This is a genomic window from Methylorubrum populi (assembly GCA_036946625.1).
GTDB classification, from domain to species: domain Bacteria; phylum Pseudomonadota; class Alphaproteobacteria; order Rhizobiales; family Beijerinckiaceae; genus Methylobacterium; species Methylobacterium populi_C.
This window is the reverse complement of record JAQIIU010000003.1, coordinates 834,951-853,244: the sequence shown is the minus strand read 5'-3', so window position 1 is coordinate 853,244 and position 18,294 is coordinate 834,951. Positions and strand designations below refer to the sequence as shown.

Annotated in this window: 14 protein-coding genes; 5 read left to right on the top strand and 9 right to left on the bottom strand. The window is 70.9% G+C overall.

All coding sequences use genetic code 11. The annotated features are described in order from the left end of the window. Nucleotides 1-172 precede the first annotated feature (172 nt). Entirely contained in the window at nt 173-1,948 is a 1,776-nt protein-coding gene (locus PGN25_15410; GenBank protein ID MEH3118928.1) for an acetolactate synthase 3 large subunit, read from the top strand. A gap of 58 nt (nt 1,949-2,006) precedes the next feature. Here the strand turns inward: PGN25_15410 and PGN25_15405 are convergent, their stop codons facing one another. Further along, nucleotides 2,007-2,873 (bottom strand): methyltransferase domain-containing protein, encoded by an 867-nt coding sequence (locus PGN25_15405; GenBank protein ID MEH3118927.1) that lies wholly within the window; start codon nt 2,871-2,873, stop codon nt 2,007-2,009. A 116-nt stretch (nt 2,874-2,989) separates the two neighbouring features. Here PGN25_15405 and ilvN point away from each other — a divergent pair, with 116 nt between their 5' ends. The 3 genes from ilvN (at nt 2,990) to PGN25_15390 (ending at nt 6,499) form a co-directional block, all read left to right on the top strand. Continuing rightward, nucleotides 2,990-3,532 (top strand): acetolactate synthase small subunit, encoded by a 543-nt coding sequence (gene ilvN, locus PGN25_15400; GenBank protein MEH3118926.1) that lies wholly within the window; start codon nt 2,990-2,992, stop codon nt 3,530-3,532. A 214-nt stretch (nt 3,533-3,746) separates the two neighbouring features. Then, on the top strand, nt 3,747-5,516 hold the full coding sequence (locus PGN25_15395) for an N-acetylglutaminylglutamine amidotransferase (protein ID MEH3118925.1): 1,770 nt from the start codon (nt 3,747-3,749) through the stop codon (nt 5,514-5,516). A 143-nt stretch (nt 5,517-5,659) separates the two neighbouring features. Continuing rightward, on the top strand, nt 5,660-6,499 hold the full coding sequence (locus PGN25_15390; protein ID MEH3118924.1) for a class II glutamine amidotransferase: 840 nt from the start codon (nt 5,660-5,662) through the stop codon (nt 6,497-6,499). A gap of 34 nt (nt 6,500-6,533) precedes the next feature. On the opposite strand, the gene PGN25_15385 is transcribed toward PGN25_15390, so the two are convergent. After that, nucleotides 6,534-7,277, bottom strand: coding sequence for a sigma-70 family RNA polymerase sigma factor (locus PGN25_15385; GenBank protein ID MEH3118923.1), 744 nt, complete (start codon nt 7,275-7,277; stop codon nt 6,534-6,536). Between the two features lie 657 nt (nt 7,278-7,934). Between PGN25_15385 and PGN25_15380 the strand changes: the two genes are divergently transcribed. Beyond that, complete coding sequence (locus PGN25_15380; GenBank protein MEH3118922.1) at nt 7,935-8,204, top strand: hypothetical protein; 270 nt, start codon at nt 7,935-7,937, stop codon at nt 8,202-8,204. 266 nt (nt 8,205-8,470) lie between these two features. Here PGN25_15380 and PGN25_15375 read toward each other — a convergent pair whose 3' ends face one another. From PGN25_15375 to PGN25_15345, 7 genes are all read right to left on the bottom strand, one after another. Next, nucleotides 8,471-9,061, bottom strand: a complete 591-nt coding sequence (locus tag PGN25_15375; protein MEH3118921.1) for a sensor histidine kinase — start codon at nt 9,059-9,061, stop codon at nt 8,471-8,473. Further along, nucleotides 8,971-11,712: a LuxR C-terminal-related transcriptional regulator gene (locus PGN25_15370; GenBank protein ID MEH3118920.1), complete on the bottom strand. Its 2,742-nt coding sequence runs from the start codon at nt 11,710-11,712 to the stop codon at nt 8,971-8,973. Before PGN25_15370 ends, PGN25_15375 begins: the two co-directional genes overlap by 91 nt. A 226-nt stretch (nt 11,713-11,938) precedes the next feature. Then, nucleotides 11,939-13,684 (bottom strand): long-chain fatty acid--CoA ligase, encoded by a 1,746-nt coding sequence (locus PGN25_15365; protein MEH3118919.1) that lies wholly within the window; start codon nt 13,682-13,684, stop codon nt 11,939-11,941. A gap of 13 nt (nt 13,685-13,697) precedes the next feature. Further along, the gene (locus PGN25_15360; GenBank protein MEH3118918.1) at nt 13,698-14,051 is read right to left on the bottom strand and encodes a hypothetical protein; all 354 of its coding nucleotides are present in this window, start codon (nt 14,049-14,051) and stop codon (nt 13,698-13,700) included. 13 nt (nt 14,052-14,064) lie between these two features. Further along, nucleotides 14,065-14,847: an enoyl-CoA hydratase-related protein gene (locus tag PGN25_15355; protein MEH3118917.1), complete on the bottom strand. Its 783-nt coding sequence runs from the start codon at nt 14,845-14,847 to the stop codon at nt 14,065-14,067. Beyond that, nucleotides 14,844-17,027 (bottom strand): 3-hydroxyacyl-CoA dehydrogenase NAD-binding domain-containing protein, encoded by a 2,184-nt coding sequence (locus PGN25_15350; protein MEH3118916.1) that lies wholly within the window; start codon nt 17,025-17,027, stop codon nt 14,844-14,846. Before PGN25_15350 ends, PGN25_15355 begins: the two co-directional genes overlap by 4 nt. Nucleotides 17,028-17,029: 2 nt before the next feature. Next, complete coding sequence (locus PGN25_15345; GenBank protein MEH3118915.1) at nt 17,030-18,238, bottom strand: acetyl-CoA C-acetyltransferase; 1,209 nt, start codon at nt 18,236-18,238, stop codon at nt 17,030-17,032. Nucleotides 18,239-18,294 lie beyond the last annotated feature (56 nt).

Genomic DNA, 18,294 nt, shown 5'->3' with positions numbered 1-18,294 from the left:
GCACGGTTCTTATCGTAGTGGTAGCGCCACGAACGGGGCGGGCTTGAGGACAAGCCCGACAGGCCCGGTCGGTGGCGCATGCAGGGTCCCCTAGGGGCCCTTTTTTATTGCGCAAAACCCAACGGGCCGAGATGCGGATCGGAACACGAAGAACGGATTGATGGAGGAGTCGATGAGCGGCGAGGTCATGACCGGGGCCCAGATGGTCATCCGGGCGTTCCAGGATCAGGGCGTGGACACCCTGTTCGGCTATCCGGGCGGCGCCGTGCTTCCGATCTACGACGCGCTGTTCGACGAGACCGCGATCAAGCATGTGCTGGTGCGTCACGAGCAGGGCGCGGTCCATGCGGCCGAGGGCTATGCCCGCTCCTCGGGCAAGGTCGGCGTCGTCCTCGTCACCTCCGGCCCCGGCGCCACCAACATCATCACCGGCCTGACCGATGCGATGCTGGACTCGATCCCGCTCGTCGCGGTGACCGGTCAGGTCCCGACGCACCTGATCGGTTCCGACGCATTCCAGGAATGCGACACCGTCGGCATCACCCGGCACTGCACGAAGCACAACTACCTCGTCAAATCGATCGAGGATCTGCCGCGCATCCTGCACGAGGCGTTCTACGTCGCGAGCCACGGGCGCCCCGGCCCGGTCGTCATCGACCTGCCGAAGGACATCCAGTTCGCCAGCGGCGTCTACAGCCGCCCCGCGCATGACGGCCACAAGACCTACAACCCGCCGGTCAAGGGCGACTCGGAGAAGATCCGCGCCGCGGTCGAACTGATGGCGGGGGCCCGCCGGCCGATCTTCTACACCGGCGGCGGCGTCATCAATTCGGGCCCCGAGGCCTCGCGGCTGCTGCGCGAGCTGGTCGCCGAGACCGGCTTCCCGGTGACGTCCACGCTGATGGGTCTCGGCGCCTTCCCGGCTTCGGACGAAAAATTCCTCGGGATGCTGGGCATGCACGGCACCTACGAAGCCAACCTCGCGATGCACGATTGCGACGTGATGGTCTGCATCGGCGCGCGCTTCGACGACCGCATCACCGGGCGCCTCGACGCCTTCGCGCCGTTCTCCAGGAAGATCCACGTCGATGTCGACGCCTCCTCGATCAACAAGGTCGTGAAGGTCGATGTCGGCATTCTCGGCGACTGCGCCGCGGTGCTGGAGGCGATGCTCGCCCAGTGGCGCGCCCTGCCGAAGCAGCCCGACAAGGCGCGGATGGAGGACTGGTTCAACAAGATCAGCCGCTGGAAGTCGCGCGACTGCCTCGCCTACTGGCCCTCGGGCACGATCATCAAGCCGCAATACGCGGTCCAGCGCCTCTACGAGGCGTGCAAGGACCGCAAGACCTTCGTCACCACGGAGGTCGGCCAGCACCAGATGTGGGCGGCGCAGTACTTCAAGTTCGACGAGCCGAACCGCTGGATGACGTCGGGCGGCCTCGGCACCATGGGCTACGGCCTGCCGGCGGCGATCGGCACGCAGCTCGCCAACCCGGACGGGCTCGTCATCGACATCGCGGGCGAAGCCTCGATCCTGATGAACATGCAGGAGCTGTCGACGGCGGTGCAGTACCGCCTGCCGGTCAAGATCTTCATCCTGAACAACGAGTACATGGGCATGGTGCGGCAATGGCAGGAACTGCTGCACGGCTCGCGCTACTCGCAGAGCTACTCGGAGAGCCTGCCCGACTTCGTCAAGCTGGCCGAGGCCTACGGCGCCAAGGGCATCCGCTGCGAGAAGCCCGGCGAGCTCGACGCCGCGATCCAGGAGATGCTGGCCTTCGACGGTCCGGTGATCTTCGATTGCGTCGTCGACAAGACCGAGAACTGCTTCCCGATGATTCCCTCGGGCAAGGCGCACAACGAGATGCTGCTGTCGGACTATCTCGGCGAGACCGGAGTCGAGCTCGGCGACGTCATCTCGGCCGAGGGCAAGATGCTGGTCTGATCGGACCGGCATCGCACGCCGCCCCTCGGCCATGGGCCGGACCGACCGAATGGAGGCGTCAGGCTCTTCCCCCCGGGAGAGCCCGACGCCACCGCCGGGCGACCCGCTGCGGCCAGCGTGGCCGCGGCACTGCGCCGTGGCGGTCGGGGTCGAGGCGCGGCACGGTCGCGGCGCGCTGCGCCGCCGTTCCCCCGCTCCGCTTGCGCAGGAGCACGAAGAACTCGTCCTCCCGCGGGCGCGTCGGTTCCAGGGCCCCGCATTCGAACGGCAGCAGGTCGAGCCCGATCAGTTCCGCGAGGACGTCGGCGAAGCTGTGGGGCGTGAAGACCGCGCAGTGCACGTCGACGGAGGCGCCGGTCTCGGCGATGCCGGCGGCGATCGACAGGGCTTGCGCCGGGCCGCCGCTGATCGGCTCCGCCGTGACGGGTCGGCCCTGCCAGACGGCGCCGGCATCGACCGGGCAGGCCCGGGCGAAGTGCTCGTAGACGATGGCGACCGGCGGCTTGCGCAGGCCGGCGAGATGGGCGGCGACGAGGGCGCCGGCGCTCGTCGGCGTGCGGAAGTGGTCGAAGGTGAAGCGCTTGTCCGGCACGATGAGGCAGAACGCGCCGCCCTCGCGCAGGGCGTCGCCCGCCTCGCGCAGCCAGCGGATCGGATCGGGGACGTGCTCGACGACGTGGGACGCGACGATGTAATCGACCGGCCCGCGCGCGCCGAGCGCCTGGGCCAGTCCGCCCTCCCCCAGCACCACGTCGACGGGCACGATGCCGTCGACGCCGGCGGGGCCGAGGGTCGGGTGGCCGCGATACTGGCGACGCAGCGCCTCCGTCGGGAGATGGTCGGCGTAGAGCACCGCGCCGTCGCTCTTGAGGACGATGGGATGTGTGAGGGGGCCGATCTCGACGCCGGTTCGGCCGTACGGCACGACGAAATTCAAGACACGCTGGCGCCGATCCATGGCGCGGCCGGTATCACGCCGCCGGGAGGCGGGTCCAGCGCCGCGGCGCCGGGTGATCAATCGAGGATGAGGAACGCTTCGCGATGAACGCCATGAACACCCACTACCCCGAGCCGACCCGGATCGAGTCCGTCAACCGCCACACCCTCGCGGTGATCGTGGACAACGAGCCCGGCGCGCTCGCCCGCATCGCCGGCCTGTTCTCCGGCCGCGGCTACAACATCGAGAGTCTCACCGTCTCCGAGACCGAGGAGGCGCGCCACCTCTCGCGCATCACCATCGTCACCAACGGCACCAACGCGGTGATCGACCAGATCAAGGCACAGCTCGACCGGCTGGTGCCGGTGCACCGCGTCGTCGACCTGACGCTCCAGGGGCAGGCGCTCGAGCGCGAGCTTTGCCTCGTGAAGGTCGCCGGCACCGGCGAGCACCGCAGCGAGGCCCTGCGCCTCGCCTCCGCCTTCGGCGCCCGCACGCTCGATGCGACGCTGAACTCCTTCGTGTTCGAACTGACCGGCTCGACGGAAGAAATCGACCGCTTCATCCGTCTGCTCAGCGTGATCGGCCTTGTGGAGATCTCCCGCACCGGCATCGCCGCGATGGGCCGGGGCGCTGAGCCGCTGTGACGGGCCTTTCCGCTCCGGTTGCCCGCCGCATGGCGGAGTGCCTGGCGGTGCAGGCCGTCTTCGCCCGCGAGGAACTGACCCTGCCGGCTTGAGCCCGCCATCGGGTTTGGAACGAAGGTAAGGATTTTGCGGGCGGCAGGGAACGCGTCGGGCGCCGCCCGGTTCTGCCGCTCAGGTTCGGGCACCGAGGACAGAGCGAGGACGGCCGGCGGCGATGTGCGGAATCTGCGGAGAGATCAATTTCGGCGGCGCGGCCGATCCAGGCGCCGTGCGGTCGATGATGGAGGTGCTGCGCCCCCGCGGACCCGATGCCGGCGGCATCCACGGCCAGGGCGGCGTCGTGTTCGGCCATTGCCGCCTGAAGATCATCGACCTGTCGGAGGCCGGCCAGCAGCCGATGGTCGATGCCGAACTCGGGCTGTCGATCGTCTTCAACGGCTGCATCTACAACTACAGGGAACTGCGCGGGGAGCTCTCGGCCAAGGGCTACCGTTTCTTCTCCACCAGCGACACCGAGGTGGTGCTCAAGGCGTTTCATGCCTGGGGCCGGGACTGCGTGAAGCGCTTCCTCGGCATGTTCGTCTTCGCGGTGCACGAGCGCGACTCGGGCCGCGTCACGCTCGCCCGCGACCGGCTCGGCATCAAGCCGCTCTACTACGCCGAGACGGGCAAGCGCTTCCGCTTCGCCTCCTCGCTGCCGGCCCTGCTCGCTGCGGGGGACGTCGATACCGCGATCGATAAGGTGGCGCTCCACCACTACATGAGCTGGCACGCGGGCGTGCCGGCGCCGCTGACGATCCTCAAGGGCGTGCGCAAGGTCCACCCCGCCACCACCCTGACCTTCGAGCCCGACGGGACTCGCAGGGAGAAGACTTACTGGTCGCTGACGGTCGGCCCCCGCGAGGAGGACCGCTTCATGACCGAGGCGGACTGGCGCGCGGCGGTGCTGGACTCGCTCGGCACCGCGGTGGCCCGCCGCCAGATCGCCGACGTGCCGACCGGGGTGCTGCTCTCCGGCGGCCTCGACTCCTCGGTCATCGTCGCGCTGCTGGCGAAGAACGGGCAGAGCGGGCTGAAGACCTTCTCGGTCGGCTTCGATGCGGTGAACGGCGTCGAGGGCGACGAGTTCAAGTATTCCGACATCATCGCCGCGCGCTTCGAGACCGATCACGCCAAGCTCGTGGTGGACGGCTCGCGCACCCTGGAGGCCCTGCCGGCGGCCATCCACGCCATGGCCGAGCCGCAGATGAGCCACGACGCGGTGGCCTTCCTCCTGCTCTCGCAGGAGGTCTCGAAGCATGTGAAGGTGATCCAGAGCGGCCAGGGCGCCGACGAGGTGTTCGGCGGCTACCACTGGTATCCGAAGCTGATGGGCTCGACCGACCCGACCGCCGACTATGCCCGCGCCTATTTCGACCGCGACCACGCGGAGATGCGCGAGGCGCTGACCCCCGACTTCGTCGACGAGGACTACAGCCGCGACTCCATCGCCCGCTTCTTCGCCGAGTCGAAGAGCGCGAGCGCCATCGACAAGACCCTCGATCTCGACCAGCGGATCATGCTGGTGGACGATCCGGTGAAGCGGGTCGACAACATGACCATGGCCTGCGGCCTGGAAGCCCGCGTCCCCTTCCTCGATCATGAACTCGTCGAACTCGCCGCCCGCATTCCGGCCGAGCTGAAGGTGCGCGACGGAGGCAAGTTCATCCTCAAGGAGGCTTCCCGTGCGGTGGTGCCGGCGGAGGTGATCGACCGGCCGAAGGGTTATTTCCCGGTCCCCGCCCTGAAGCACATCCGTGGACCCTTCATGGACTTCGTGCGCGACGTGCTCGACCGGCCGGCGGCCCGCGAGCGCGGGATCTTCAACCGGCCTTACGTCGAACACCTGCTCGCCGATCCCGACGGGACGCTGACGCCGAAGGGCAATTCCAAGCTCTGGCAGGTCGCCCTGCTCGAAGCGTGGCTGCAATCGCACGGCATCTGATCGGCGCCTCCTGCGTTGGACGCATGTCGCCCCGCGAGCGCCCTCGTCCGGCGCGGGCGGCTGCGCTCAAGGTGACGCGGATTCTCCACGATCATCCGCGATGCGCGGCGGGCAAGACCGCACGGTTGGGGAGACCCGAGAGCATGTGTCGCTGGATCGCCTATCGGGGCCGTACGATCCCGCTGGAGCACTACGTCACCGAGCCGGCGCACTCGCTGGTCTCGCAGAGCATCAAGGCGCTCGAATCGACCGCCAGCACCAACGGCGACGGCTTCGGTCTCGGCTGGTACGGCGACCATCCCGAGCCCGGCCGCTTCCGCGAGGTGCAGCCCGCATGGTCCGACGAGAACCTGCGCTACATCTGCCGCCACCTGCACTCGCACCTGTTCTTCGCCCATGTGCGGGCGGCCACCGGCACCCCGATCACCCGGCCGAACTGCCATCCCTTCGCCTGCGGCCCATGGCTGTTCATGCATAACGGCTATATCGGCGACTGGGCGCGGCTGCGCCGGCCGATCGAGGCGCTGATCCCGGACGAGCTCTATTCCTCGCGCAACGGCACGACGGATTCGGAGGCCCTGTTCCTGGCGATCCTCGGCCAGGGCCTGATGGCGAGCGAGACCGAACGCGACCCGATCACCGCCACCGCCGCGGCGCTCGCCCGTGTGACCGAACTGGTCGGCGGCATCGAGGGCGGCCATCCGTTCCGTTTCACCGCGGCGCTCGCCGACGGACGCGATCTCCATGCCTTCCGGTACGCCGCCAACGATGCGGCCAACAGCATGTACTATCGGCAATCCGCGGACGGCGTCGTCGTCGTGTCCGAACCGCTCGACAAGGAGCACGCGACCTGGACGGCGGTCCCGGACAACAGCGTCGTGATCGCCCGCAGGGACGAGCGGGTCGAGGTGGTGTCGCTGAAGGAATTCGGGCTCGCCCGGCCCTCGCGCCTGCCGCAACTGCAATTGCAGATGAGTGCGTGAGGGACATTCGGCGCCGCAAGACGGAAAGCGTCCGCTACGCCACCCAGGTCGAGCCGCCGACGGCCGAGAGCGTCATGCCGTCGGAGCCGACATCCGCCGCGCCGTAGCCGAGGATCTGGGCGAGCTGCTCCCGGGCCCGCCAGACGCGGCTCTTCACCGTGCCGATGCGGCAGTTCATGACGGTGGCCGCCTCCTCGTAGCTGAGGTTCTCGATCGCCACGAGGACCAGCGCCTGCCGCATCGGCGGGGGCAGCTTCGCGAGCGCGGTCTGGGCATCCATCAGATCGACATGGCCCGATTGCTCGGGCGCCGCGGCGAGGCGCTCGGCGTAATCGCCGTCGCTGTCGGCGACCTCCCGCACCTCCTTGCGGTGGCGCGAGTAGAACGCGTTGCGCATGATCGTGAACAGCCACGCGCCGAGATTGGTGCCGACGGTGAAGCGCGACCGGCTGCGCCAAGCCCGCAGGAAGGTGTCCTGAACGAGGTCGTCGGCGGCCGACGGGTTCTTGGCCAGCGACATCGCGAAGTTGTAGAGGCGCGGCGTCATCTCGATGATGGCGGCCCGGAACGTCTCCTCGTCCTTGCCCTCCTGGGCGACGAGTACGGTCTCCAGCCGGGCGAGCAGGGCGTCGAAACGCCCGCTCTCGGCAATCGGGTGGCCCGGCATGCGCTCATAGGCTTCGGCGAGAAGGATTCCGAGGCGCTGTTGGACGTCCGGGGGGAGCGCGGGCGCCTCGCCGAGAAGCGGGGCGAGATCGTCGAGGGCAGTCTTTGGCATCAGGTCCTGTGGTGGATCACGGACTTGGGCGAGGCCTGAGGCCTCAGCGGCGGACTTGTCCCGCGAATTTCCCAGGCTCGCGCCAACATAGATTATCAAGGTCACAAAGAGCGTATCCCATCCATAGAAAGAACTGACGCGCGACAATCCCATGGCCTGAAACGTATGCACCGCATAAAAAACAAACTAGCCTACGTTATTTTTCAGTTGCAACGAACGAGCGCCGGTGCAGGTGGTTGCCGCAGCGCGATTCTCGATCGCATCGCGAAATGGATCGGCCGCGACGATGGCCGCGCCACTTCGGATCGTCGTCATTTCCGCTGCGCTTTCCGGAACCGTTTCGGGTGTCGAGGCCTTCGCACGATTCAGTTGCGTGCTCGGTGCCGGGCCTGTTGGGCGGACGCCGCGTCCGGCGTTTCGAACGAGGAGCAGGGGGCGCTCGTCGCCTGCCGCCTGTCCGTCGATCGGCCGACCGAGGACGTTCCGGTTCCGTGACGCCAGCCGGCCTTGCGGTCTTTCCCCGCCGTGGCGGGGGCCCGCGGGTGCGACCCATCGCCCGTCTGTCGCGGGCCGTCCCGATGTGATCCGATCAGCCCCGGGGGCCGGGGACGTTCAGACCCGGCGGCCCGTCACCGCTGCCGCGAAAGAGCCCGCACCATGAGCGCTCCGGACTGCCTCCCGCTCCTGGTCTTTCTCGCTCCGATGCCGCCGATCCGGCCCGAGCCCCCGTCTCGGCCGCGCATGCCGGAATGGTTTCCGGCCTTCGTCATGGGGATGACGGTGTTCATCATGGTCGCGCCGATGATCGCGATCTGGGGCTTCCATCGGCCGGAGAAATCGTTTCGTTCGACCTGCGAGGCCGCGGGCGGACGGGTGGTGCCCGCCTCCGTCGCCGGCGACGGCCCGCCCCGCTGCCGCCGGTTCTGAACCCGCTCATACCGTTTCCGATCGATCGCTTCGGGTTTCACCCCACGCCGTCATCGCGAGCGGCCGCGAAGCGATCCAGGGCGCGCCACGTCCGGAAAGGTCGCGCCCTGGTTTGCCACGGCTTCGCCTCGCAAGGACGCAGGAGAGGCCGAAGTCATCAGCCGGATGTCGTATCACTCCGAAAAAAAATCGCCCGACGAAAAGAAACCCGCATCGGCCGGCCGCCGCGGTTCACCGATCGGTCGGTCACCGACGGTGGGCCCGTCTCAGGTCTGGAACGACAGCACCGCCCGCGTCCCGATCCGCCCGGGCACGTAGGTCAGGACCGAGCGCAGGTTCGAGGCCATGGCGCGGATGATGCGCGAGCCGAGGCCGGTCCCCTGCGCCTGTCCCTCCCCGCTCCAGCCGACGCCGTCGTCCTCGACCGCGAGCGAGAGCGTGTCGGGCCCCTCGCGCATCACCCGGACGCGGATCTCGCCCTGGATCTCGGCCGGATAGGCGTATTTGTAGGCGTTGGTGACGAGCTCGGTGACGCCGCCGCCGAGGGACACGGCCTTGTCGGTGGCGAGCCGGATCGGCTCCGCCTGGAGGCGGATGGCACGACCCGAAGGCGCCGATCTCCGATGCTCCGATGCGGTCCGGCGAGGCGGGCGGCGTGAGGACGCGAGCCTCGCCGTGTCCAGACCGACCGATCGGCTGCCGCTTCCGATCGCTGCACGCGCGCGGCGTCGAACGAACTGCCCGGTGCGGCGACCGGATCGATCGCCTACGCCAGGAGCCGCAGGGCGCGTGCCCGGACCAGCGCCGCCGACCGCCTGCTGACCCCGAGCTTGGAATAGATGTTCGACAGGTGCCACTTCACGGTGGGCAGCGACAGCGAGAGTTCCGCCGCGATCCGGGCGTTGTCGTAGCCGGCATCGAGCAGGCGGAGGAGCTCGACCTCCCGCGGCGTCACCGCATCGAAGGAGAGGCTGCCGTCGGCCTCGGCGCCCGCCGGGCTCGCCCGGACGGCCGCGCAGACCGACTGGAAGAAGGCGAGGTCGATGGCCTGGATCAGGCCGAGCTTCTTCATCGGCGTCGTCGCGATCAGGTCGTGCACGAGGCCCTCCCGCTGCAGGAAAGGGCGCATCAGGGCCGCACGGGCGGCGAGGGTGACGGCCTTCGCGAAGGCCGTCCGGGCGGCGGGGGCGTTGGCGGAGCGCAGGGCGAGGGAGGCCAGAGTCAGGTGCAGGTCCACCTGCTCGCGGCGGCGCCCCTCCCGGACCGCGTCCTGCAACGCCTCGGCTGCCAGACCCTCGGCCTGCCGCCACTTTCCGGCGGAGGCGCAGAACTCGATCTGCGCCAGCCGGGCCGCGGACGCCTCCGTGGCGGTGAGGGAGACCGGCAGGGTCGCGACGGGCTGCCCGTCCCGGTCGATCAGGCCCGTGCGCCCGAGGCGTTCCTGGGCCGCCTCGAAGCAGCCCGCCCGCAGCATGCGCCGGATCGCGGCGGCTTCGAGGAGGAAACTCAGACGCGGCCCGAATCGGGCGGCGAAGGCTTCGAGGACTTCGAGGCTGAACGGCGCGGCGTCGGTGAAGAGGGCGTCGACGGCGGCATCCATCGCCAGCCACGCGATCTCGAGGATGCCGTTCTCGACGCCGCGCGGAAGCCAGGCACGGATCGGCTCCAGGGCGTCCGCCGTCTTTCCGAGGTCGGCCGCGACCCGCGCCTCCATCAGGATCAGCACGGAGGCGATGCCGGTCTCACCGCCGAGGCGGGCACGAAGGTCGGGATCGATGGCTCGAAGCTGCCGCTCGGCCCCGGCCGCATCTCCCTGCGCCACGTCCACGGTCGCGGCCACGAGGCAGGCCCACACCCGGCCGTAGTCGCTGCGGGTGCGGATGATGGCGCTGTCCATCTCCCGCAGCGCCTGGCGTGCCCGGCCGAAATCGCTGTCGGTCAGCGCGGCGAGGGCGAGCGCCGCCGCCACCGCCGCCCGGTCGAAGGGCGGCTGGCTCTCGCTCGCCGCAAGCCAGATCGGGGCCCCATCGCGCACCGCCCGCAGATCGTTGAGGTGGTAGCTCACGACGATCTCGGCGGCGCGCTGCCGTTGCCGGAGCGGGCCGGTCACGGTTTCCGCCGGCCGCTCCAGCGGGATCCGCTCGTCGAGCCGCCGCAGGGTCGCGCGGGCGCCGCCGTAGTCCCGGGTGAAGGCCTGTGCCCAGGCGTACCAGAACAGGGCGTCGAGGCCGGGCTCGGCCCGGCAGGAAGCGGCGCGGTGCACCAGTTCGACGAAGCCGGAGAGTTCGCCGCGGTCGCGCACCATCGGCTGCGCCGTCGCATCGAGCAGGCTGGCGACGAGGGATGCGTCGCCGGCCGAGAGTGCGAGGTCGAGGGCGTGCCCGTACTCGCCGTGCTCGCCGAGCCAGGCCGCCGCCCGCACCGCGACCTCCCGCTGGCGCGCCGGATCGCGCCGCTCGCTCTCGGCTTGGAGGAACTCGCGGAACAGGGCGTGGAAGCGAAACCAGGTCCGCTCCCGGTCGAGCGGGACGATGAGGACGTTGCGCTCGACGAGGTAGCGTATCCAGCCGGCCGCGTCGGGATTGCCGGTGGCCTTGCGTGCCAGATCCGCCGAGAACACCCGCAGCACCGCGATGTCGTGCAGGAAGGCGACGAGTTCGGGATCGAACGTGCCCATCAGCCGGCGCGAGAGCAGGGCGGCGAAGTCGCTGTCGGCGCCGGTGAAGCTCTCGATGGCACGCGCTTCCCTCGCCTCGCCCTCCAGGATGAGCTGAACGAGGCGCACCGCCGCGGGCCAGCCCTCCGTCCGCCCGACGATGGCGGCCACCGTCTCGGGCGGGACATCCTGCAGGCCCGCCGCGCGCAGAACCGCCTCGGTGTCGCTGTGGTCGAAGCCCAGTTCCATCGGGGTGAGGCGGCGCAGCTTCATCTCGACCCGGGCGCGCCCGATGTCGAACGCGATCGGCCGGGTGGAACTGGCGACGACGCGGACATTGCGCGGGGTGCGGAACACCAGCGCGTCCATCAGCAGCGTCAGGTCCGCATCCTCGCAGGAATTGAGGTTGTCGAGGAAGAGCGTGGTGTCGCCGGGGGCGGCTTCGAGGGCCTGGACGACGCGGTCGATCCGCGCCTGGGCGTCGCCGCGCGGGTCGACCATGATCGGGAGCGCAGGGTGCGGTCCGCCGAGCCGGAGGGCGGCCTCGATATGGCCGAGCAGAAGCGGCAGGTCGATCCGCCGGTCGTCGAGGCCGACCCAGATGCAGCGCTCGCCGCGGCCGGCGAGCAGCGCGTGCAACTGGGTCATCAGGACGGTCTTCCCGAACCCGGTCGGCGCGACGGCGATGGTGACCTTGGTGAGAGGGCCCGACCGGAACGAGCGCAGCATGCGCGTCTCCACCGGCACGAATCCGTAGGCCGGCGGCTCGAAGCGGGCGCGCAGCAGAGGGACGAGCGCGGAGCCCGCCTCGGCGCAAGGCGCTTCGGTCAGCGTGCCGGTTTCGGCATGCATCGTCTTCCTCCCCGGAACCGCATCTTGGCGATGTCTTGTTCCTGCTTGCTTTGCCCGGATTGAAGACCGCGGGCGATCCTCTGTCTATCCTCCGGGCGGCGCAGTCCAGATCAGTTTCCGGCTGCTGTCACGCGCGGATCAAATCCGCTTGATGGCGCTCGGCGTCCTTGCATCGCCGCTCTGGCGCGCGGGTCGGCGATGATACTCCGTCATCGCCATCCCGGCGTCAGCTCACCGCGCGCTCCCGACCCTCCCAGAACGGACGGCGCAGGACGGTCTTGAGCAGCTTGCCGGCCGCCGAGACGGGCAGCCGCTCCACGATGTCGAGGCTGCGCGGGCACTTGTAGGGGGTGATCCGCTGCCGGCAGTGTCCGGCGAGCTCGTCGAGGGTCAGGCTCTGCCCCGGCCGCAGGACGACCACGGCGTGGATGCTCTCGCCCCAGTCCGGGTTCGGAATGCCGATCACCGCCGCGGCGGCGACGGCGGGATGGCCGCAGACCGCGTTCTCCACCTCCAGCGAATAGACGTTCTCGCCGCCGGTGATGATCATGTCCTTGGCCCGGTCGACGATGAAGACGTAGCCGGCCTCGTCGAGGTAGCCCATGTCGCCGGTGTGCAGCCAGCCGTCGCGCAGGGCCTCCGCCGTGTCGTCGGGGCGGTCGCGATACCCGACCATCACGTTGGGACCGCGCACGGCGATCTCGCCGACCTCGCCGGGACCGAGTTCCGAACCGTCGGGCGAGAGCGTGCGCACCTGCGTGTGGCAGAAGCCGCGCCCGGCGGAGCGCAGACGCCCTCCCGAACGCCGGGCCGGATCGTGGTCGCAGGGGCGCAGGATCGAGATCGTCGCCGCCGCCTCCGTCATCCCGTAGACCTGACCGAAGGCGACGTCCGGCATCGCCCGCATGGCCCGGTCGATCAGCGCCTCGGAGGCCGGCGAGGCGCCGTAGAGGAGCGAGTGCAGCGACGTCGTGTCGGCTGCGGTGAAGGCGGGATGGTCCACCAGCATCTGCAGCATGGTCGGCACCATCAGGAGATCGGTGATGCGGTGCCGCTCGATCAGGGCGGCGACCGCCTCGGGCTGGAAGGCGGGCAGCATCACGTGGGTGCCGCCGCGCAGCAGCAGGCAGGCCGTCGCCATCAGGTCGGCGAGGTGGAACATCGGCGCCGCGTGCAGGCCGACCGCGCCCTCGGCGTAGGCGCCCTCGCCCAGGATGCCCATGGCCGAGATGAGGACGTTGGCGTGGCTCAGCACCACACCCTTCGCCCGGCCCGTCGTGCCGCCGGTGTAGAAGATGCCGAAGGGCTCCGCGCCGCCGATGCCGGCATCCGGCACGGGATCGTTGTCGCGCACCAGGGCTTCGAGGGAGACGGTGCCCGAAGCGACCTCCCCCTCGCCGCAGAACACGACACGGCGCAGGCCGGGACAGGCCTGCGTCAGCGGCCGCTCCAGGGCGGCGAAGGCGTCGTCCACGAACAGGACCCGGGCCCCGGAATCGGTCAGGCCGTCGATGATCTCGTCCGTCGACCAGCGGAAGTTCAGGGGAACCACCAGCGCCCCGATCCAGGGCACTGCGAGATAGTATTCCAGCACGCGATCCGAATTGAGCGCCAGGATCGCGACCCGGTCGCCCCGCCGCACGCCCAAGGCCCGCAGCGCCCCGGCGATGCGCGTCACCCGGTCCGCCAGGGTCCGGAAGGTCTGCGCCCGCCCGTTGCACAGGGTCGCCACGGCGTCCGGGCCCGTCTGCAGGGCGCGGTGGAGCCCTTGCGTGAACCGGAGCTGGAAACCGCCGGTCTCCGCCGCTGCCGGGGCGGGCACCCGGTCGGGATCGAACATTGCGGGCTCGGCGGTCCGGGGCCCGTCCATCGCTAAAGCCGTCAGCGCGTTCACGTCGTCCTCCCATCCGCGGATCGTGGTCGCGCCGGCCGCGACCTTGCTCGGTCGTCGCACCCCGAAGGTCGCGGCCACCGGCTCCCCACCCTCAGAGGCCGAAGGCGAGGGGGTTGAGCAGCCACAGCCCGGCCACGGCCAGGGCGCCGTGCAGGCCGATGAGCGGCAGCGGCTTGTGCCCTCGGAACAGGGTGCGGAACAGGATCAGGCCGCCGACCAGCGCGGCGGTCATCAGCCCGAGCGCCCACCATGCGGCGGGGGGCGCGCCGCCCTCCATCCGCAGGTTGGCGAGGAAGAGCAGGGCGAGGCCCGCGAGGCCGACCAGCCCGTGGACCGTGCCGAACCCGCGCGGCAGCCGCAGGCCCAGCCGCGGCAACAGCGCCAGCCCCATCCCTCCGACGGCTCCGCCCGCGAGCAGGCAGAAGGCGACCTGTTCGAGCGTCATCACCGCGCTCCCCTCATCGGCCGGTGAAGACCGGCTCGCGCCGGCTCAGGAAGGCGGTCACGCCCTCGCGAAAATCCTCGGTGCCGGTCGCCGCCCGGAAGGCGGCGCGCTCGGCTTCGAGATGCTGGGCGAGCGGCGTCGTGAAAGCCGCTGCGGTCAGCCGCTTCCAGGCGCCGAGGGCCCGCGTCGGCCGGGCGGCAAGCCGGCGCGCGAGGCTGTCGGTCTCCGCCGCGAGCTCGGCCTCCGGCACCACCACATCCACGAGGCCGGCCTCCAGGGCGCGGCCCGCGTCCCAGGTCTCGCCGAGCAGCATCAGCCGCGCGGCGGCGCCCGGTCCGAGCCGGCGCGACAGGAACCACGTGCCGCCGCAATCCGGGGCCGCGCCGATCCGGTCGTAGGCCATCAGGAAGCGGGTGCCCTCGGCGGCGACGACAAGATCGGCGCCCGCCATCAGGCTCAAGCCCGCCCCGGCCACCGCGCCGTGCACGCTCGCCACCACCGGTGCGTCGAGGGACTGGAGCGCCAGGATCGCCGGATGCAGGCAGTCGAGCAACGCGTCGATCACGTCCGCCGAGCGTTCGAAGTCGTCGGCGAAGCGCTTCACGTCGCCCCCCGCCACGAAGGCCCGGCCGGCCCCGCGCAGCACGAGGCAGCGCAGGTCGCGGGCGGCCAAGTCCGCGACCGCGTCGCGGATGGCCTGCGCGGTCGGGATGTCGATGGCGTTCAGCGCCTCGGGCCGGTTCAGGGTCAGAGACCCGACCCCGTCCGCCCCGATCCGGAGTTCGGCGAGGCTCATGCGGCGGCTCCGTAGAGGCGGCGCTCAGCCTTCGCGAAGGCGTCCGGCAGGTCGAAGCGGGCACCGTGCGCGCGACTCAGGGCGGCACAGCGCTCGGCGAAGGCGCCCGCGCCGATGTCGTCGATCGCCGCGAGCGGTCCGCCGAGATAGCTCGGGAAGGCCCAGCCGAGGATCGCGCCGAGATCGGCCTCGCCGGCCTCGTCGATGATGCCGGCATCCCAGCAGCGGGCGGCCTCCACGAGCTGTGCGTAGAGCAGGCGCTCGCGGATCTCGGCCGCGCCGGCCTCGCTCCGCGCGCCGCGGGCGAGGTCGGCGACGGCGGTGCGGTCGAGGCGCTTCGGGGCGTCCGCCGGGTAGGCGTAGAAGCCGGTCCGGGTCTTGCGGCCGAAGCGGCGCTCGGCGACCAGGGCGTCGAGGAGCGCGTTGACCGTGTGGCGGTCGTCGGCCGCCGGGCCGGTCTCGCGGGCGCGGAAGAAGTGGGCGATGTGATGCATCACGTCGATGCCCACCTCGTCCACCAGGGCGAGCGGCCCGACCGGCATGCCCAGCGCCGCGCCGGCATTCTCGATCAGCACCGGATCGACGCCGTCGGCCACGCAGCGCAAGCCCTCGCGGATATAGGCGTCGACGCAGCGCGTCGTGTAGAAGCCGTAGCCGTCCCGCACCACGATCGGCGTCTTGCGGATCGCCCGCACGTAGTCGAGGGCGCGGGCCAGCGTCGCGTCCGAGGTCTTGGCGCCGACCACCACCTCGACCAGGGCCATGCGCGGCACCGGCGAGAAGAAGTGCAGGCCGATCAGGTTCTCCGGCCGCGCGCTCGCCTGCGCCAGCTCGTCGATCGGCAGGGCCGAGGTGTTGCTGGCGAAGATCGCGTCCGGCCCCAGAGCGGCTTCCGTGGCGCGGATCGCCGTCCGCTTGACCTCGAAATCCTCCAGCACCGCCTCGATCACCATGTCGCAGCCGGAAAACGCCGCGTGGTCGGCCCCTGCCGTGATCCGGGCGGCGGCGGCCTCGCGCGCCGTCTCGCTCAGGCGGCCCTTGCGCTGTTCCGCTTCGAGCTGCGCCAGGATGCTCGCGCGCGCCCGCGCGGCGATCTCGGGAGTGCGGTCGACCAGCACCACCTCCATCCCGGCGAGCGCCGAGACCTGGGCCACGCCCGCCCCCATGAAGCCGGCACCGAGCACGCCGAGGCGGCGGATCGGCCGCTTCGGCGCGGCGGCGGGCCGCCGCGCCAGCTTGTCGGCCGCCTGCTTGGCGAAGAACAGGGTGCGGATCATGTTCTGGGCCGGGCGGCCCTGCACCAGCGTGGCGAAGTGCTTCTGCTCCAGGCGCAGGGCCCGGTCGATCGGCAGCTTGGTGCCCTCGTAGACGCAGCGCAGGATCGCGAGCGGGGCCGGGTAGTTGCCCTGCGTCGCGGCATGCGTGCCGGCGTTCGCCGCGACGAGGGCCCCCGTGACCTTCGGGTCGTAGACGCCGCCGCCGGGCAGGCGGAAGCCCTTGCGGTCCCAGGGTGCGGCCGGATCGACCTTGCCGCCCGCAAGGGCCGCGCGGGCCGCTGCGACGACCTCGGCGGCAGGCACCGCCTCGTGGGCGAGGCCGGCCTTCACGGCCTCCGCGCCGCCGACATCCCGGCCCTGGAGCAGCAGCGGCAGGCTGGCCGCGATGCCGACGAGGCGCGGCAGGCGCTGCGTGCCTCCGGCGCCGGGCAGGAGCCCGAGCTTGACCTCGGGCAGGCCGTAGCGGGCATCCGGTTCGTTGGCGAAGATGCGGTGATGGGTGGCGAGCAGCAGTTCGAGTCCGCCGCCGAGGGCCGTGCCGGGGGCGGCGCCGACCACAGGCTTGCCGCAGGTCTCGATGCGCCGGAAGAAGCCGCCGAGATAGTCGATGGCCTCAGTGACCGCGCGGGCGGGCCGCCCGGCCGCGCCGAGCGCCTCCATCTGGCCGAGATCGGCCCCGGCGATGAAGCTCGGCTTCTCGCCAACTTTGCCGCTGGTGATGACGATGCCGCTCACGGCCTCGTCCGAGACAGCGGCCTCGAAGGCCGCGCGCAATTCGGCGACGAGGCCGGGCTCCAGCACGTTCATGCTGCGGTCCGGCCTATCGATCGTCAGCAGGGCGATGCCGTCGGAATCCTCCCGGCGCACGGTAGGCTGAGTGGGGGAGCGCGGATCCGCAGCCATGGTCAGACTCTCTCGATGATGGTGGCGACGCCCATGCCGGCGCCGATGCAGAGGGTGACGAGGGCGGTGGCGGCTCCGGTGCGCTCCAGCTCGTCGAGCGCCGTGCCGAGGATGATCGCGCCGGTGGCGCCCAGCGGATGGCCCATGGCGATGGCGCCGCCGTTGACGTTGACCCGGGCCGGATCGATGCCGAGCGCCTCGATGAAGCGCAGCGGCACCGCGGCGAAGGCCTCGTTGACCTCGTAGAGGTCGATGTCGGCCGCAGACATGCCGGCCCGCTTCAGCGCCTTCTCGGCGGCGAAGGAGGGCGCGGTCAGCATGATGGTCGGTTCCGAGCCGATCTCCGCGAAGGCGCGGATGCGGGCGCGGGGCCTGAGGCCCGCCGCCTCGCCCGCCTCCGCTGAGCCGATCAGCACCGCGCAGGCGCCGTCGACGATGGCCGAGGAATTGCCGGCGTGGTGGCGGTGCTCGATCGCCTCGACATCGGGGTAGCGCTGCACGGCGAGCGCGTCGAAGCCGCCCTTGGCGCCCATCTCGGCGAAGGAGGGTTTGAGGGCGCCGAGGCTCGCCGCCGTGGTGTCGGGGCGAACGACCTCGTCGCGCTCCAGCAGGATGTTGCCGATGACGTCGCGCACCGGCACCACCGAGCGGGCGAAGCGCCCGTCGGCCCAGGCCGCGGCGGCGCGGCGGTGGCTCTCGGCGGCGAAGCCGTCGAGGGTCTCGCGCTCGTAGCTCCAGCGGGTGGCCATCAGGTCGGCGCTGATGCCCTGGGGGATGAAGTGGGTGGCGAAGGCCACCGCCGGATCGGTGCTCCAGGCACCGCCGTCGGAGAAGATCGGCACGCGCGACATCGACTCGCAGCCGCCCGCCACCACGAAGTCAGCGCCGCCGGCCGCGACCTTGCCGGCGGCCATGTTCACGGTCTCGAGGCCCGAACCGCAGAAGCGGTTGATCTGGACGCCGGCCGTGCGCTCGCCGTAGCCCGCGGCGAGCGCCGCGATCCGCGGCAGGACCTGGCCCTGCTCCTCGACGGGGCTGACGAGGCCGAAGATCACGTCGTCGACCGTGTCCTCAGGCAGACGGTTGCGCTCGCGCAACGCCGCCAGGACGGTGGTGGCGAGGTGCACCGCCGTGACCTCGTGCAGGGCGCCGTCCGGCTTGCCGCGCCCCCGTGGCGTGCGGACGTGATCGTAGACATAGGCTGACGACATCGGGTCCTCTCGAACGGTTCTTCCGCGCCGCGCTCCGGGGCGCGGCGGGAGCGGGA

Excerpts from the sequence above, each read along its gene's own strand:
- PGN25_15385 (MEH3118923.1), bottom strand. The coding sequence starts at position 7,277 with ATGCCAAAGACTGCCCTCGACGATCTCGCCCCGCTTCTCGGCGAGGCG.
- PGN25_15355 (MEH3118917.1), bottom strand. The coding sequence starts at position 14,847 with ATGAGCCTCGCCGAACTCCGGATCGGGGCGGACGGGGTCGGGTCTCTG.
- ilvN (MEH3118926.1), top strand. The coding sequence starts at position 2,990 with ATGAACGCCATGAACACCCACTACCCCGAGCCGACCCGGATCGAGTCC.
- PGN25_15345 (MEH3118915.1), bottom strand. The coding sequence starts at position 18,238 with ATGTCGTCAGCCTATGTCTACGATCACGTCCGCACGCCACGGGGGCGC.
- PGN25_15395 (MEH3118925.1), top strand. The coding sequence starts at position 3,747 with ATGTGCGGAATCTGCGGAGAGATCAATTTCGGCGGCGCGGCCGATCCA.
- PGN25_15390 (MEH3118924.1), top strand. The coding sequence starts at position 5,660 with ATGTGTCGCTGGATCGCCTATCGGGGCCGTACGATCCCGCTGGAGCAC.
- PGN25_15410 (MEH3118928.1), top strand. The coding sequence starts at position 173 with ATGAGCGGCGAGGTCATGACCGGGGCCCAGATGGTCATCCGGGCGTTC.
- PGN25_15370 (MEH3118920.1), bottom strand. The coding sequence starts at position 11,712 with ATGCATGCCGAAACCGGCACGCTGACCGAAGCGCCTTGCGCCGAGGCG.
- PGN25_15380 (MEH3118922.1), top strand. The coding sequence starts at position 7,935 with ATGAGCGCTCCGGACTGCCTCCCGCTCCTGGTCTTTCTCGCTCCGATG.
- PGN25_15360 (MEH3118918.1), bottom strand. The coding sequence starts at position 14,051 with ATGACGCTCGAACAGGTCGCCTTCTGCCTGCTCGCGGGCGGAGCCGTC.
- PGN25_15350 (MEH3118916.1), bottom strand. The coding sequence starts at position 17,027 with ATGGCTGCGGATCCGCGCTCCCCCACTCAGCCTACCGTGCGCCGGGAG.